The 14,862-nt window shown below is 73.0% G+C and carries 11 protein-coding genes; 2 read left to right on the forward strand and 9 right to left on the reverse strand.

The window, feature by feature from the left end:
• Positions 1–4 precede the first annotated feature (4 nt).
• The 3 genes from ACIBF7_RS27220 to ACIBF7_RS27230 form a co-directional block, all read right to left on the reverse strand.
• Positions 5–799 (reverse strand): glycosyltransferase, encoded by a 795-nt coding sequence (locus ACIBF7_RS27220; RefSeq protein ID WP_148034157.1) that lies wholly within the window; start codon positions 797–799, stop codon positions 5–7.
• Between the two features lie 12 nt (positions 800–811).
• Entirely contained in the window at positions 812–946 is a 135-nt protein-coding gene (locus ACIBF7_RS27225; protein ID WP_261808826.1) for a hypothetical protein, read from the reverse strand.
• A gap of 113 nt (positions 947–1,059) precedes the next feature.
• Positions 1,060–2,646, reverse strand: coding sequence for a hypothetical protein (locus tag ACIBF7_RS27230; RefSeq protein ID WP_397198453.1), 1,587 nt, complete (start codon positions 2,644–2,646; stop codon positions 1,060–1,062).
• Positions 2,647–2,714: 68 nt separating this feature from the next.
• Between ACIBF7_RS27230 and ACIBF7_RS27235 the strand changes: the two genes are divergently transcribed.
• Positions 2,715–4,571 (forward strand): hypothetical protein, encoded by a 1,857-nt coding sequence (locus ACIBF7_RS27235; protein WP_397198454.1) that lies wholly within the window; start codon positions 2,715–2,717, stop codon positions 4,569–4,571.
• Positions 4,572–4,589: 18 nt separating this feature from the next.
• Here ACIBF7_RS27235 and ACIBF7_RS27240 read toward each other — a convergent pair whose 3' ends face one another.
• The gene (locus ACIBF7_RS27240; protein ID WP_397198455.1) at positions 4,590–6,767 is read right to left on the reverse strand and encodes an acyl-CoA dehydrogenase; all 2,178 of its coding nucleotides are present in this window, start codon (positions 6,765–6,767) and stop codon (positions 4,590–4,592) included.
• A gap of 60 nt (positions 6,768–6,827) precedes the next feature.
• Positions 6,828–7,613, reverse strand: a complete 786-nt coding sequence (locus ACIBF7_RS27245) for a hypothetical protein (RefSeq protein WP_397198456.1) — start codon at positions 7,611–7,613, stop codon at positions 6,828–6,830.
• A 976-nt stretch (positions 7,614–8,589) separates the two neighbouring features.
• Between ACIBF7_RS27245 and ACIBF7_RS27250 the strand changes: the two genes are divergently transcribed.
• Positions 8,590–9,666: a S1C family serine protease gene (locus ACIBF7_RS27250; protein WP_271278232.1), complete on the forward strand. Its 1,077-nt coding sequence runs from the start codon at positions 8,590–8,592 to the stop codon at positions 9,664–9,666.
• 17 nt (positions 9,667–9,683) lie between these two features.
• Here ACIBF7_RS27250 and ACIBF7_RS27255 read toward each other — a convergent pair whose 3' ends face one another.
• The 4 genes from ACIBF7_RS27255 to ACIBF7_RS27270 all read right to left on the reverse strand — a co-directional run bounded on the left by ACIBF7_RS27255 (position 9,684) and on the right by ACIBF7_RS27270 (position 14,299).
• Entirely contained in the window at positions 9,684–10,220 is a 537-nt protein-coding gene (locus ACIBF7_RS27255; protein WP_397198457.1) for an OmpA family protein, read from the reverse strand.
• The gene (locus ACIBF7_RS27260; RefSeq protein WP_271278231.1) at positions 10,204–10,800 is read right to left on the reverse strand and encodes a lipoprotein; all 597 of its coding nucleotides are present in this window, start codon (positions 10,798–10,800) and stop codon (positions 10,204–10,206) included. Before ACIBF7_RS27260 ends, ACIBF7_RS27255 begins: the two co-directional genes overlap by 17 nt.
• A gap of 79 nt (positions 10,801–10,879) precedes the next feature.
• Positions 10,880–13,807, reverse strand: coding sequence for an AfsR/SARP family transcriptional regulator (locus ACIBF7_RS27265; protein WP_397198458.1), 2,928 nt, complete (start codon positions 13,805–13,807; stop codon positions 10,880–10,882).
• A gap of 12 nt (positions 13,808–13,819) precedes the next feature.
• Positions 13,820–14,299, reverse strand: a complete 480-nt coding sequence (locus ACIBF7_RS27270; RefSeq protein WP_397198459.1) for a hypothetical protein — start codon at positions 14,297–14,299, stop codon at positions 13,820–13,822.
• Positions 14,300–14,862: the final 563 nt, after the last annotated feature.

The following is a 14,862-nucleotide window of genomic DNA, read 5'->3' on the forward strand; positions in this document are numbered from 1 at the left end:
TCGTTCACGGATATCCGACGGGGTCGAGCGGGGGTTCCCAGACGGGCGCGGGCGGTGTGGCGCGCAGCCTCAGCCAGATCCTGCCCAGCTCCAGCATGATGCCGAAGCTGTGCCGGGCCGGGGAGAACCTGGAGCCGGGCATGTCGTGCCAGCGGACCGGGATCTCCAGCACCCGCGAGCCGCGGCCGGCGCAGCGCGCCAGCAGCTCCACGTCGAACGCGAACCCGGGCGTGCGCAGCTCGGCGGCCACCTCGCGGGCGAGCGGGCCGTCGAAGAACTTGAACCCGCACTGGGTGTCGCTCACCCCGTGCACCAGCGCCCTGGCCAGCGCGCGGAAGCCGACGGCGCCGATCTCGCGGATCCGGCTGTGACGGTTCTCGACACTCGAGTACGCGTGCGCCCGCGAGCCGATCACCACCCGCTCCCCGGACAGGAGCAGGCCGAAGGCGACGTCGACGGCGGCCAGGTCGGTGGCCATGTCGGCATCGCAGAAACCTACGAAGGGGGCACGGGTCTCGATCAGCCCCGCACGGACCGCGGCTCCCTTGCCGGGCACCGGGCAGCTCACCAGCCGGACCGGGACCTCGCCCTCGGGCCAGGTGCGGACGATCTCGGCGGTGCCGTCCGTGCTGTTGTTGTCGACGACGATGACCGCGGTCGGGAACGGCATGCGGGCAAGCTTCGCGCACAGCTGCAGGAGCCCCCCGGGAAGCCGTCGTTCCTCGTTGTGCGCGGGAACGACGATCTCAAGCAGTGGTCGCCGGCTCGCCCCCGAGTTCCCTGAGGAGGAGGGCGGCATGGCGGCGCTCTGTTACCGCGTGCCGTAGTTGTAGAGCGGCTGGTTGACAGGCGTGGCGGTGGAACCGGTCAGGGAGACCGTGGTGATCGTCGTCACTAGTGCGGCCACGGCTACGCCGATGATCGCTGCTAACAGGATCTTGATCACGGGGGTTCCTCCTGGTGCGGCAGGGGTCCGGGGTATGTGGACAAACCTAGAACCAATTACTGCTACTCGCTAGTAGCTAGACCTAAATTTTACAAAACCCCTGATGAGGTACCTTATCGGGTCGTAAGCGGCGGCTCCAACCTGTACAGACGCAGCTCCGCAGAGTTGACCGGCACCTCGGCGTCACCGAGCCAGACGGCGAACTGGTTCTTCTCCTCAACCGTCCCCGCATCAACAATCACGTACCGGAATCCCAGTCGGGTGAGGTCAGGTGAACCGCCTTCTAGTACGCGTTCTACCTCCGCGGCCCGGGGGTCCTCGCTCCCGACGACCATCTCGCCCACCCGCACCACGTCGTTCGTCACCACCCGCCGCCCCGGCACCGCGAAGAACCGCTGCGCCGGATCCAGCACCGCCCTGTGCCCGTTCCAGCCGAACCTCCGGTACGACTCGAACGGCAGCACCAGCACGTCACCGGGAGCCGGGTCGTCACGCAGCGTGTCCCTCGCCTCGTACCACGACCGCGGATACGAGACGGCGTCCAGCGCCCCCAGAGCCCCCCACGCCATCGTCGGCAGCACGGCCACGGGCACCACGACCAGCACGCCGACCAGCCACCGTCCAGGCCGCGTCCCGCCGCCCGCCCCGGCCGGGCTCTCCCGTACGACGGCCGCCGCCAGCAGCCCGAGCCCCACGGCCGCCAGCAACGCGACCGGCGCCACGTACTGCTGCGCGTCCCGGAACACCGCGAACCCGCCCCACACCCCGACCAGCCACTTCAGCACGGACCGCCCGGCCTCGGTGACCCCCGCGGACGCGACGGCGAACCCGATGACGGCGGCCACCATGAGCCCGTTCCGGTACGGCAACCGGCGGCCCAGCCACCAGAACCCGGCGATCCCCGCGACCACGAGCACCAGCCGCGCCACCGCCCCGACGATCCCGTCGTACCCGGCGGGCACGGCGTTCGCGTTCCAGATCCCGCCTAGCGACAGCAGGCTCCCCACCGTCCCGAACGGCGTGTCGGCCCGCGAGGCGAACGCCTCCACCCCCACCGGATCCCCTTCGAGACCGTCGGGCCGCAGCACCGCCGGCACCAGCCACGGCAGGCAGAAGGCGCCCAGCACCAGCCCCACCTGGAGCACCCTCCCCCACCGGCGGCCGGACGAGGCGGCCACGGGGAGGGCGGTGACGACGGTGACCAGCATCGCCGCGAAGCCGCCCGTCGCCGCCGGCAGGACGGAGACGGCCAGGCGGCGACCGCGGTCGAGCGCGTGGACCACCCAGGGCAGCCCCGCGTACCCCAGGAGGAGCGCCCACTGCCCGATCAGGAGGCGCTCGGCAACGAACGGGTTCCAGACGTAGAAGGCCGCCGCCGCGAGGCGGGGGGCCAGTCCGGGGGAAGGGACGAGGACGGCGACGCCCGAGGCGCCCAGCACGAAGATCGACAGCAGGACGAGCTTCTGCACCAGCTCCCCCGGCAGGAGCTGGGACAGGAAGGTGACCACCGCGTCGCTGGGCACCACCCGGGGCGCGCCGCCCGCCAGGCCGAAGGTGAAGAGGGAGAACGCCGGGTCGGGGACGAACACCATGTCCTGCAGCAGCACGAACCCCCAGCCCAGAGCGGGACCGAGGGCGAGGGCTCCGAGGGTGAGGCCGAGGGCGGCGCCGGCCAGGGCGGCTCTGGCCTGGTGTGGCATCCAGCTATGACATCACACCTCTATGACTGCTTTTCCCAGCATGTCGCCAGTTGAGGGACGTTTCCGGCATGCTGTCGCGTGGGGGGATCGCGGGCAGGAAGGACGACGGGGTGGCGAGGGCCGGCCAGGCGGTGCGCGGCGACGTGGTGCTCGCCGCGGGCTTGCTGATGGTGGCCGCCCAGCTGGTGTGGAAGTTCGAGCTGGTCCGCCGCACGTACTTCCGCCAGGACGACTTCATGTTCATCGCCAGGGGCCTGGAACAGAGCCTGACCTGGGACTACCTGATGCGGGTGGACTACGGGCACATGGCTCCCGGCCCGTTCGCGATCCAGTGGCTGATGGGACGGCTCGGCGGCTACAACGACGCGCTGGCCCACGGCGTCACGATGTGCCTGCTGGCCGCGGCGGGGCTGGCGCTGCTGCGGCTGCTGACGGTGCTGTTCGGGTCGCGGCCGGCGATCCTGGTGCCGCTGGGGTTCTTCCTGCTGACCCCGATGACGATCCCCTCGCTGTCATGGTGGTCCGTGGTTCTGGGGGCGCTGCCCTTCCAGGTGGCGGTGCCCATGGCGCTCGCGTCACACGTCCTCTACACCCGCACGCGGCGCCGGCGGCACGCGGTGGCCGCCGTGGGCTGGACGCTGTTCGCGATGGCGTTCTACGTCAAGTCGCCGTTCATCCTGGTGATGGCCTTCGTGCTGACCCTGGGCTGGCTGGCGCGGGACCGGATGACGCGCGTGTGGCTGTTCTACGGCGGGGTGCTCGCGGCGTACTCGGTGGTCTTCTTCCACCAGATGTTCACCTCCGTGCAGCTCACGAACGACACGGTGCGGCCTTCCCTGCCGGACGCGGGGCTGGCCGTGGAGGCCACGTGGCGGATGTTCTCGGGCTCGCTCGTGCCCACCTCGCTGGGCGGCCCGTGGCGGTGGTGGCCGATCGGCGAGGACTACGCGCTCGCCGCCACCCCGGCGCCGCTGATCTGGGCCTCGCTCGTGGTGGGCGCGGCCGTGGTGATCGTGTCGCTGCGCTACCGGCGGCGGGCCTGGCTGGCCTGGCTGATGCTGCTCGGTTACTTCCTGCTGGCCGACGTCGTCCCGGTCATGCTGGGGCGGGTGGAGGCGCTGGGGGCCGACCTGGCCGGGTTCGAGCTGCGGTACATCGCGTCCACGTCGATGGTGGCCGCCATCGTGATCGGCCTGGCCTTCATCCCCGTGGCGGGCGAGGAGCGCCCGTGGCTGCGCCCGCCGCCGCGGTGGCGGTGGGCGTGGGCGCCGCTGGCCGCGGTGTGCGCGGCGGGCTCGGTCTGGTCGGTGACGGCCTTCACCGCACTGCCTCTCGGCCGCAACGTCGAGAGCTACGTGGTGACGGCCGAGCTCGCGCTGGCCCGCGTCCCCCAGGACTCGGTCGTGCTGGACACCTTCGTGCCGGTCAAGGTTGCCAACCCCGCCTTCTTCTTCCAGTACGCCCGCGTCTCCAAGGTCCTCGGCCCGCTCGCGCCCGGCCGGGTGAACTGGACGGAACGGCTGTCGGGGCCGGTGCGCGCCCCGCTCGTCTTCGACCCGCGGGGACGGCTCAACCCGGTGGACGTCAAGGGGGTCACCGTGCCGGGCGGCGCCTCCTGCACGCCCGTGGGCTCCGAGGAGGTCGTCTTCCCGCTGCCCGAGAGGCTGCCGGGCGGCGAGTGGACCGTGCTGGTCACGTACCTGAACTCGGCCGAGACCACGCTCGTCGTGCGGCTGGGCGGCGGGCAGGCCGAGGTCAGGGCGGGGCGCGACCTCGGCGCGACGTACGCGACCGTGCACGGCGAGGGCGGCGAGCTGGCCCTCAGGACGGTCGGCGCGCCCGCGTGCGTCGGCGAGATCAAGGCGGGGCAGCCGGTGCCGGCCGAGCACGGCACGCCGATCCCCGCACGGCCGGTGCTGCCGTGAGGGGATCGGGGGCGCGGGTCACTTGCCCGGTTCGGGGTCCCTGGGCAGGCCGAGCATGCGCTCGCCGATGATGTTGAGCTGCACCTCGGTGGTGCCGCCGTAGATGGTCATCGCCCGGGTCGCGAGCACGGCGCGGTTCCAGTAGCCGGGGTCGCCGAGCTTCATGTCGGCCGCCGCCGTGGCCTGCGCGCCGATCAGGCTCACCGCGGTCTCGGAGACGTGCTGGGCGTGCGAGGTCGACAGCAGCTTGCGCACCGAGGCGTCGGCGCCCGGCTCGTTGCCGGCGAGCTGCTTGAGCGTCACCCGCAGCGACAGCGCGTTGATCGAGTGGCCCTCGCAGATGACGTGCGCGAGAGCGTCCGCCTCGACCGGCGTGAGGTCCCGGCCGAGCCGCTTGACGAGCCCGAGCAGGTCGGGCACGGACGCGCCGGTGCCGCCGGAGCCGGAGGAGAGCGAGACGCGCTCGTTCGAGAGCGTGTTCCTGGCCACCTTCCAGCCGTCGCCGACCTCGCCGACCACCAGGTCGTCGGAGACGAACACGTCGTCCAGGAAGACCTCGTTGAACAGGTTCTCGCCGGTCATCTCGGTGAGCGGGCGCACGGTGACGCCGGGCGACTTCATGTCGACGAGGAAGTACGTGATGCCCTCGTGCTTGGAGCCCTCACTGGAGTTACGGGCGATGCAGATGCCCCATTCGGCGACGTGCGCGACGGATGTCCAGATCTTCTGGCCGTTGAGCCGCCAGCCGCCTTCGACCTTCTCCGCCTTCATCTGCAGCGAGGCCAGGTCGGAGCCGGCGCCGGGCTCGGAGAAGAGCTGGCACCACATCATCTCGCCGCTGAGCGTCTTGGGCAGGAACCGCTCCTGCTGCTCGGGCGTGCCGTAGACGGCGACGGACGGCACCACCCAGGCGCCGATGATCAGCGCGGGGAGCCTGACCTTGGCGGCCTTCAGCTCCTGGGCGATAAGCACCTGCTCCAGCGGGCTCGCGCCGCGTCCCCACGGCGCGGGCAGGTGCGGCATGACGAAGCCGCGCTCGGCCAGCGCCCGCTTCTGCTCCTTGCCCTCCAGCCGGGCGATCTCCGCGATCTCGGCGCGCAGGGCCTCGCGCAGCGGCTCGGCGTCCTCCGGCAGGTCGAGCTCCATCTCGCGGGTGACGCCGCGCAGGGCCAGCTCGGTGACGCGGGCGGCCCAGCCGGCGGAGCCGCCGAGCAGCGCGCGCAGGGTGAGCGCGCGCCGGTAGTAGAGGTGGGCGTCGTGCTCGAAGGTGTAGCCGATGCCGCCGAAGGTCTGGATGGCGTCCTTGGCGCACTGCACGGCCGCGTCGGGGGCCATGACGCCGGCGATCGCGGCCGCGTAGTCGAGCTCCTGGCCCGCGGCGCGGGTGGCGTCCCAGACGGTGGCGCGGGCCTGCTCCAGCGCGACCAGCATGCGCGACAGCTTGTGCTTGATGCCCTGGAACTGGCCGATCGGGCGGCCGAACTGCACGCGTACCTTCGCGTACTCGGCGGCGGCGGTCACGCACCAGGACGCGACGCCGGCGGCCTCGGCGCCGAGCAGGACGGCGGCGATGTTGCGCACGTCGGCGCTCTCCACCCCGTCGAGCACCCGGTCGGCGGGCACGGTGACGGCGTCCAGCTCGACCTTCGCCACGGACCTGGTGAGGTCGAGCGACTTGAGCGAGGTGACGGTGGCGGCGGTGGCGTCGACCGCCACCCACAGCTCGCCGTCGCCGGTGACGACGGGAAGCACCAGCACGTCGGCCATCGCGCCGCCGAGCACCGGCTCCGCGGCGCCGGACACGGTCAGGGAGCCGTCGCCCGCCCGCGTGCCGGTCAGCGACCCGGTGAGGGCCAGCGCGCCGGTGCGGGTGCCGTCGGCCAGGCCGGGCAGCAGCTCGTGGTGCTTCGAGGCGTGGATCACCGCGCTGGCCAGCACGGTCGGCACGTAGGGGCCGGGCGCCATCCGCTCGGCCAGCGCCTCGACGGCGACGGCCGCCTCGAGCAGCCCGTAGCCGGAGCCGCCCGACTCCTCGGGCAGGTGGAGGCCTAGGAGGCCCTGCTCTGCCAGGCCCGGCCAGAAGGCGGGCCGCTCGTCGCCGGCAGAGCGGAGCGTGTCGGTGGGGATGCTGCGCTCCGCCCAGCCGCTCACCGACTCGTGGAGCGCCTCGTGCTCCTCGCTCAACCCGATCGCCATAGCTCATCCTCCAGGCGGTTCCGTAGATGCCAGAATCATATTCTAGAGCACGCTTCTGGCCTAGAGGGGGCGAACTTTCTCCGCCAGGGTGTTCAGATCTCTCCAGTACGCCCTGCCGCTCTCCGGGATCGAGGCCATCAGCATGGCGGGCTTGGTCTGGCCCACCTCCACGACGGACACCAGGGCGTGACCGGTGCGCTGCTTGCCGCCGTCGGTGTAGGTCACCCGGAAGGCCAGCGTCCAGCCCTTGCCCCCGGACACCTTCAGCGAGCCGGTCCAGGCGAGGGTGGCGCCCTCCGGATACTGGGAACCCAGCGTCCAGCGGGCCGCCCTGGCCGCGATGGCCCGGTAGTCGGCGTCCGACCTGGGCTTGGTCTCCGGGTTGTCGCCGGGCAGCATCGCCGACGCGATCACCGTCTGCGGCACCCCGGCCTTGCCCACCCGCTGCGCGTGCGCGAACGGCGAGAACGACCTGGCCTGCCAGGGCTTGCCCAGCTTGGGGTAGCTGATGCCGGTCCTGCTGTCGGTCACGGTGCCGGTGGCGGCGGTGGCCCTGCCCGGCAGGTCGGCGAACGCCATCTTCGCGGGCACCGCCGGCAGCGGCGTCTCGGTGGGGGTCGGGGTCACCGAGACCTCGGCCGACGTCGAGGGCACCGGGGCGACCTGGACGACGTCCTCGTTCTCCGGCTGGGTCGGCACGTCGCCGGAGAAGATCACGAACACCAGGAGGACGGCGGCCACCGTGGCGACGATGGCGCCGAGCAGATAGACGACCTTGATCGGGATGTCCCCGATCCGGCTGACCAGCCCACCCTTCAACGGAGGCGGCGCAGCCGTCGCCGGCAACGGCTCAGCCTGCCCGAACGACGCACCGCCAGGCCCCACCGGCCCCGCCCCCACCCGCACGGGCCCCACCCCAGCCCGCCGCGGCCCCACACCCTGCCCAGCCGAAGACCCAGCCGGCCCAACCGAAGACCCAGCCGGCCCAACCGAAGATCCGGCCTGCCCAGCCGAAGATCCGGCCTGCCCAGCCGGAGAGCCGGCCTGCCCAGCCGAACCACCGGCCGACCCGGCCACCCCAGCCTGCCCGAGCGAACCAACAGAAGCACCAGACTGACCAGCCGAACCAGCCGGAGAGCCAGCCTTCCCTGCCGACCCGGGCTGCCCGACCAACTCGGCCAGAGACCTGGCCTTCCGAGCCGGAGGACCAGCCTTTCCAGCCGCAGATCCGGCCTGCCCGGACGGCGCAGCCGAGCCGCTTGCGGGTCTGGCGGGACCGGCCGCAGGTCCGGCGGGGCCCGGCTGACCTGGACGACCGGCGGGACGCTCACCTCCCGGCCTCTGGGGGCCCGCGGACTGCGGAGCCCCTTTACCGGGTGCTCTCCCGGCCTGAGGGCCGGACGCCTCGATCGGATTCGGCCCGGACGGCGCGGAACCGCCGGAACTCCCAGGCTTGGAAGCACCGCCCGACTTCGCACCGGAAGGCCGGGAGGGGCCGCCCGATGCCGCCGGCTTGGGAGGCTCGGGGGTCACCTCCCCTTGGCCCGGGCTAGGTGAGGCTCCTGAGGGACGGTCCCGGCGGAAGGCGATGGTTTCCTCCGCAGGCGGGACGATCTTGCGAAAGGGAGCGGTGGGAGCATCGTTGCCGTTGTTCTGATCGCCGACGTCCGCCATGGCTTGAAGGCTACGTCACCTGGACGGGCGACATTTCCGCTATGCCCGCACCAGAACGAAGTCACGTACCGTATCCATCAGGAGACGTCGCGCAACCCACACCCCTGACCTGCGTATCTTTCCGTCCGAGCTGGGCAGAGTACCGGGCATGCGCAAGATCGCTGGAGGGCTGGCCGCCGCCGTCCTGGTCACCGGTTGCGCCGGCGCGCCCGGAGTCCGCGGCACGGCCTCGCCGACCGCCTCACCCACCGCCACCGCCACGGCGACCACCCCCTCGCCCAGCCCCACCGCCGAAGCGCTGCCGCTGGAGCAGACGTACGAGCGCGTGATCGCCCAGGTCCTGCCGTCGATCGTGCAGATCAACACGAAGGCCGGCCTCGGCTCCGGAGTCGTGTACGACGACAAGGGCCACATCGTCACCAACGCGCACGTCGTCGGCGAGGCCACCACCATGGAGGTCACGCTCGCCACCGGCGGCGGCTCCCGCAGCGCGAAGCTGGTCGAGTCCTTCCCCGCCGGCGACCTCGCGGTGATCAAGGTGGACGACGCGCGGGGCCTGCGCCCGGCCACGTTCGCCGACTCGTCCAAGCTCAGGGTCGGCCAGCTCGTGCTCGCCATGGGCAACCCGCTGGGCCTGTCGGGCAGCGTCACCAACGGCATCGTCTCCGCGACGGGACGCACGGTCAGCGAGCCGCAGGGCGAAGGCTCGCCAGGCGCCACGATCGCCAGCGCCGTCCAGACCTCGGCCGCGATCAACCCCGGCAACAGCGGCGGCGCCCTGGTCGACATGGCCGGCCACGTGATCGGCATCCCGACCCTCGCCGCCACCAACCCGTCGCTGGGCGGCGGCGCGGCCCCGGGCATCGGCTTCGCCATCCCCAGCAACACCGCCACGGACATCGCCGCCCAGATCGTCGAGCACGGCCGCGTGGTCAACAGCCACCGGGCGGCGCTGGGCATCACGGGCTCGACGGTGATCGGCGAAGACGGCCAGCCCGCCGGCGTCGGCGTCCGCTCGGTCCAGTCGAACGGCGGCGCCGCCAAGGCGGGCATCCGCGAGGGCGACATCATCGTCTCGGTCGCCGGCAAGCAGATCCCCACCATCGCCGACCTCACCGAGACCCTCACGGAGTACAAACCGGGCGACAAGGTCGAGATCGAGTTCGTACGAGACGGCGCCAGTCAGAAGGTCACCGTCACCCTGACCGAACTCCAGGCCGGGTGATCCGCAGACCGCCGCGTTCACTGCTTGATGGTGTAGACGATGTCGACGCGGCGGTTCTTGGCGCGGTTCTTCGGCAAGGGCTTGCCCTCGGCCGTGTTGGGCAGCTTGGGGCGGGTCTCGCCGAAGCCCTGGGCCTGGAGGGTCACGCCGGGGAGCGTCAGCAGGCCCGCCATGACCTGCTTGACGGCGTCCGCCCGGCGCTGGGAGAGGGTGTCGTTGTAGGCGTCGGCGCCCTGGTCGTCGGTGTGGCCCTCGACCCTGACCTGGCCGCCCGCGCCCTCGGTGTTGATCTGCTCGGCGACCTCCTCGAGCCGCTGCCTGGCCTTGGCGGTGAGCCGCCACTTGTCGAGCGCGAACAGCACGTCGCTGGTGAGCGCCACCGTCACCTGGTCGCCCCGCTGGGACTCGCTCGCGCTGCCGTCGAGCGACTCGACCTCGCCGATGATGTCCTCGACGGGCAGCACCAGGTCCTCCACCACGCCGATCGCCGACTCCGGCGGAGGGGTAGGGGAGGCCAGCGTCAGGGCGAGGGCGAGACTAAGAGATCGGAACATCGGTGAACACGCCGATCTGCGGCATCTCGATGTTGACCTTGGTGACGTCGGCCGGCGGCGCGGCGAAGACCGCGTACAGGCTGGCGCTCTCGTCCTTCTCCAGGAACTCGCCCTGGGTGCCCGAGCAGACGCACTCGGCCTTGTCGTCGGTGCCGTTGCGCGCCACGCGGTAGCGCTTGGCGTTGACCGGGTCGATCAGGCTGACGCCGGACACGGTGTAGTCGAAGACGCCGCCGCCCATGCCGTTGTGCACGTTGAAACTGCCTTCCAGACCGGTGATGGTCCAGTTGAGCGTCGCGGTCTTGCCCTGGCGCAGCAGCCCGGTGATCTCCACCCTGACCTTGGTCGGCCCGTCGGTGCCCTCGGCCTTGGTCTCGCGGCTGGCGATGACCTTGTCCCCCTGCGGCGGGGCGGTCTGCTGCTCGGCGGGGGGCGCGGTGGTCTCGGGCGGCGCGTTCTCCGTCTGCGCCGCCTGGGTCCCGCCCTGCTTCTCCTGGCCGCCGCCGCCTGTCGTGGAGGGCAGCATGCCGCAGCCGGTCAGCGCCACGACCGCGACCGCCAGCACCAACGTCTTGCGCATGGTCACTGATCACCTTTCGGGGGTTCCGAACTCAGGGCCCGAACGTTAGCGAGGCGACCTTCAGGATCCGCATAGCGGGCTAAACACCCCGCCTCCCCCGTGCCTCGCTCGCGAGCCGCTCGGCCGCCGCGCGGCCGTGCTCGTCACCGAGCCGGTCAAACTCTCCCATAGCACGCGTCAGCGCCTCAACCGCCTCATCGATCTTCTCCATGTCCAGGTACGACTCCGCCAGGACGAGCAGGGCCGCACCCGAACCGCGCCGGTCCCCGTACACCGTGAAGGTCTCCAGCGCCTGCCCGGCGGCGTCCGCGGCGGCGTCCGGCAGCCCCTCGGCGCGGGCGACGCGGGCGAGCACCAGCAGTCCGGACGCCTCGGGCAGCCGGTCGCCGAGCCGCCGGTTGATCGCGATCCGCCGCTCCGCGCAGGCGCGGGCCTCGGCGCCGCGGCCCGCCCCCAGGTGCAGCCTGGCCAGGTCGAGCAGGGCCTCGGCCTCGCCGCGCGGGTCGCCCAGCTCGCGGTAGACGGCCAGGCTCTCCTCCAGCGGTTCCCGGCCGGACAGCAGCGCGCCCAGCGCCCGCAGCGCGTCGGCCCTGCCGCGCTGGTCACCGGCCTGGCCGAAGACGTGCAGCGCCCGGCGCAGCACCCGCTCCGCCTCGGCCCTGCGGGGTTCGACCAACCCCAGCCGGAGCGTGACGCGGGCCAGCTCCAGCCCTTCCACCAGCGGCTGGGCGGCCCGGAGCGCCGCCGCCGCGGCGTCGTTCCTGCCCTCCGCCCGGTGCAAATCGGCCAGGCCGCGCAGCAGCAGCGCCTCCCCCTGCCGGTGGCCCGCCGCCCTGGCCGCGTCCAGCCCGGTCGCGGTCGTGGCATGCCAGTCGTCGTGGTGGCCGGCCAGCTCGAACAGCGGCGTCAGGTAGAACGCCAGCCGCCACGCGGCCTCGTACAGGCCCGACCGGAAGAAGTCGCCGACCGCCGCGACCAGGAAGCGGCGCTCCGCGCTCAGCCAGCGCGCCTCCTGGCGCAGCCGGCCCGTCTCCAGGATCTGCTCTCCCGTACGGACGAGCGTCCGGCCGGAGCCGGGCTCCGCGGGCAGCAGGGTGACCCTGGCCCGCCTGGTCCGGTCGAGGATCTCCGCCGCCCTGGCCGCCAGCACCGGGCCGGGCCCGCCCTCCTCCGCCAGCCGCTCGGCCGCGTACAGCCTGGTCAGGTCGTGCCGGCCGAACCGCTCCTGGCCCGCCTCGTCCAGCCCGCGCGACTGCAGCAGCCCGGCCTCGGCCAGCGGCTCCAGGTCCTCGCCCAGCACCCACGGGGCGAAGTCGGGAGCCGTGAACGCGCCCAGCTCGCGCAGCATCCGCCGCTCCGGCTCCGCCAGCCCGCGGTAACCGAGCGCCAGGCTGCCGCGCACGGCCAGGTCGCCCGCGCTCAGCTCGTCCAGCCTGCGCCGCTCGTCGCCGAGCCGCCCGGCCAGGTGGGCGACCGTCCAGCCGGACCTTCTGGCCAGCCGCGACCCGGCGATCCGCAGCGCCAGCGGCAGTCCGCCGCACAGCCGGACGATCTCGCGCGCCGCCTCCGGCTCGGCCGCCACCCGGTCGCGGCCGGCCACCCCGGCGAGCATCTCCAACGCCTCGTCCGGATCCAGCACGCCCAGCTCGTACGGCCTGGCCGCCTCCAGCCCGGCCAGCGGCGAGCGGCTGGTCACGATCGTCACACTGCCGGGGCCGGTCGGCAGCAGGGGACGCACCTGCGTCTCGCCGGCCGCGTCGTCGAGCACCACGACCAGCCGCCGGGCCGAGGTGAGCCGGCGGTAGAGCCGGACCCGCTCGTCCAGCGCCGGCGGCACCGCGCCGTCGGGCCGGCCGAGCGACCGCAGCAGGTCCTCCAGCACGGCCCCCGGCGCCCGCTCGCCGAGCACCGCGTACAGCCTCCCGTCGCCGGGCTCCAGCAGGTTCGCCGCCCGCACGGCCACGGCCGACTTGCCGCACCCGGCGGGCCCGTGCACCACCAGACAAACCGGCGCCCGCGCCACCCCGGCACCTGAGGCAAGACCACCGGCACCGTCTCCAGACCCCAGGGCCGGACCACCCCCACCGCCTCCAAAACCTGAGGCCGGACCACCGGTACCGCCTGCGGAACCCGGTGCGAGGCCGCCCGCGACGCCCCGGCCGTCCGGGTTCCCTGTCGCGGTGTCGCGGGCCCATCGGGTGACCCAGGAGAGGACGTCCCGCCTACCGGTGAAGTCCGAAATATCCGGCGGCAGCTCGTCGAGCGGGGTCGCGGAGATGCGGGCCGGTGCCACCACCTCGCCCGCCAGCACCCGGTCGTGCGCCTCCCGCAGCTCAGGCCCCGGCTCCAGCCCCAGCTCGTCGACCAGCACCCGCCGCGCCTCCTGGTAGGCCGCCAGCGCCTCGGACCGCCGCCCCGCCTGGTGCAGGGCCGCCATCAGGTGCGCCCACCCCCGCTCACGCAACGGGTGGGAGTTCACCAGCGCCCGCAGCTCGCCGACCACCTCACCCCCGCGCCCCAGCCGCAGGTCCAGGTCCACGCGCTCCTCCAGCGCGGTCAGGCGCGACTCCTCAAGGGGTACGGCATGCGTACGGCGCAGTTCGGCACTGTCGACGCCCGTCAGCGCCTCCCCCCGCCACAGCGCCAGCGCCTCCCTGAACCGGGCGGCCGCCTCAGCATGCCCGCCCGCCTCCCGGATCCGCCTGGCCTCCCCCACGAGCCGCTCGAACCGATGACAGTCGATCTCGTCCCGGTCCACCGCCAGCAGGTAACCGCCCGGCACGGTGGTGATCCCCCCGACCAGCTTGCGCAGCGCGCTCACGTACACCCGCAGCACCGACTCGGCTGACGCGGGCGGCCGGTCGCCCCACAGCACGGTGATCAGCCGTTCGACCGGCACCGCCGTGCCCGCCGACAGGAGCAGCGCCGCCAGCAGCGCCCGGTGCTTGGCCGGGCCCGGCTCCCCGCCGTCCCCGACCCTGAGCGGCCCCAGCAGCCCGAACCGCACGCCCACCGTCCCTCAGCCCCGCGCCGGTCGCAGCGCGAACGACTCGAACCGCACCCGCACCGCCTTCCCGGCCTCCGGCGCGGCGTGCACCCCCGCCATGCCGGGACCCAGCGGCGCCTCCGCGTCGGTGGCCTCGGCCACCAGGCGCTCGTTCAGCCACATCCGCAGCGTCACCTCGCCGTCGCCACCGGCGCACTCGGCGACGACCCGGTTCGTGCCCTCGGACGCCGCCCGGTTGGTGTCCTCGGACGCCGTCTTCTCCGGTCCGTACAGAACCACGCCCTCCTGCCCTGTGCGGCGCTTGACGATCGCCACCTGGCCCGCGCCGCTGACCGCGAACTCGTACCGTCCACCCGGGCCGCCGTGACACCACACCCCGTACTCGCCCGCGCCCTCCCGCAACTCCGCCTTCGCGCTGACGACCACCCCGCCGCCGGGCTCCCGCCGCGGCGCCGACTTCCACAACCGCCACCCGTCCTCGACGGCCAGCACATACCCGGGCCCCTCCTTCTCAGCGGTCCCTGCCTCCGACGCCCCCACCTCCCACCCATCGGCGAACACACTCTCGTACGGCCACGTCTCCCCCCTCAACATGAGCCCCGCAACCGCCACCCCTAACACCACCGCCACCAATCCCCCCACCCACCATCGCCACCGCGCCCCAGCCCTCTTGGCCGAACCACCCGCCGCCCCCTGAGAGGCGGGGCCACCCTGCGACCTCACAACAGATCCGCCATACGAAACCGCACCCCGGGAGGTCGGGGAAGCCTCCGGACTGTACGGAACCGCGCCCCCCTGGGAGGTGGGGGTGCCCTGCGGAGTCACAGCAGATCCGCTGTACGGAACCGCGTCGCCGCCCTGAGGGGCAACACCTGTCCGCTGAGGGTCGCCATCTCCACGCAGCGCGTCCGAACCGCCCGCCGCCCCAGAGACTCCCCCGTACGCGACCGCACCCCGAGAGGTCGGGGAAGCCTCCGGACTGTACGGAACCGCGCCCCCCTGGGAGGTGGGGGTGCCCTGCGGAGTCACAGCAGATCCGCTGTACGGAACCGCGT

This window comes from Nonomuraea sp. NPDC050478 (assembly GCF_044458265.1).
Classification (GTDB): Bacteria; Actinomycetota; Actinomycetes; order Streptosporangiales; family Streptosporangiaceae; genus Nonomuraea; species Nonomuraea ferruginea.

What these genes read in the sequence shown, in the direction of transcription:
- ACIBF7_RS27220 (WP_148034157.1), bottom strand. Translation starts at nt 799, where the DNA reads ATGCCGCCCTCCTCCTCAGGGAACTCGGGGGCGAGCCGGCGACCACTG.
- ACIBF7_RS27230 (WP_397198453.1), bottom strand. Translation starts at nt 2,646, where the DNA reads ATGCCACACCAGGCCAGAGCCGCCCTGGCCGGCGCCGCCCTCGGCCTC.
- ACIBF7_RS27235 (WP_397198454.1), top strand. Translation starts at nt 2,715, where the DNA reads ATGCTGTCGCGTGGGGGGATCGCGGGCAGGAAGGACGACGGGGTGGCG.
- ACIBF7_RS27240 (WP_397198455.1), bottom strand. Translation starts at nt 6,767, where the DNA reads ATGGCGATCGGGTTGAGCGAGGAGCACGAGGCGCTCCACGAGTCGGTG.
- ACIBF7_RS27250 (WP_271278232.1), top strand. Translation starts at nt 8,590, where the DNA reads ATGCGCAAGATCGCTGGAGGGCTGGCCGCCGCCGTCCTGGTCACCGGT.
- ACIBF7_RS27255 (WP_397198457.1), bottom strand. Translation starts at nt 10,220, where the DNA reads ATGTTCCGATCTCTTAGTCTCGCCCTCGCCCTGACGCTGGCCTCCCCT.
- ACIBF7_RS27260 (WP_271278231.1), bottom strand. Translation starts at nt 10,800, where the DNA reads ATGCGCAAGACGTTGGTGCTGGCGGTCGCGGTCGTGGCGCTGACCGGC.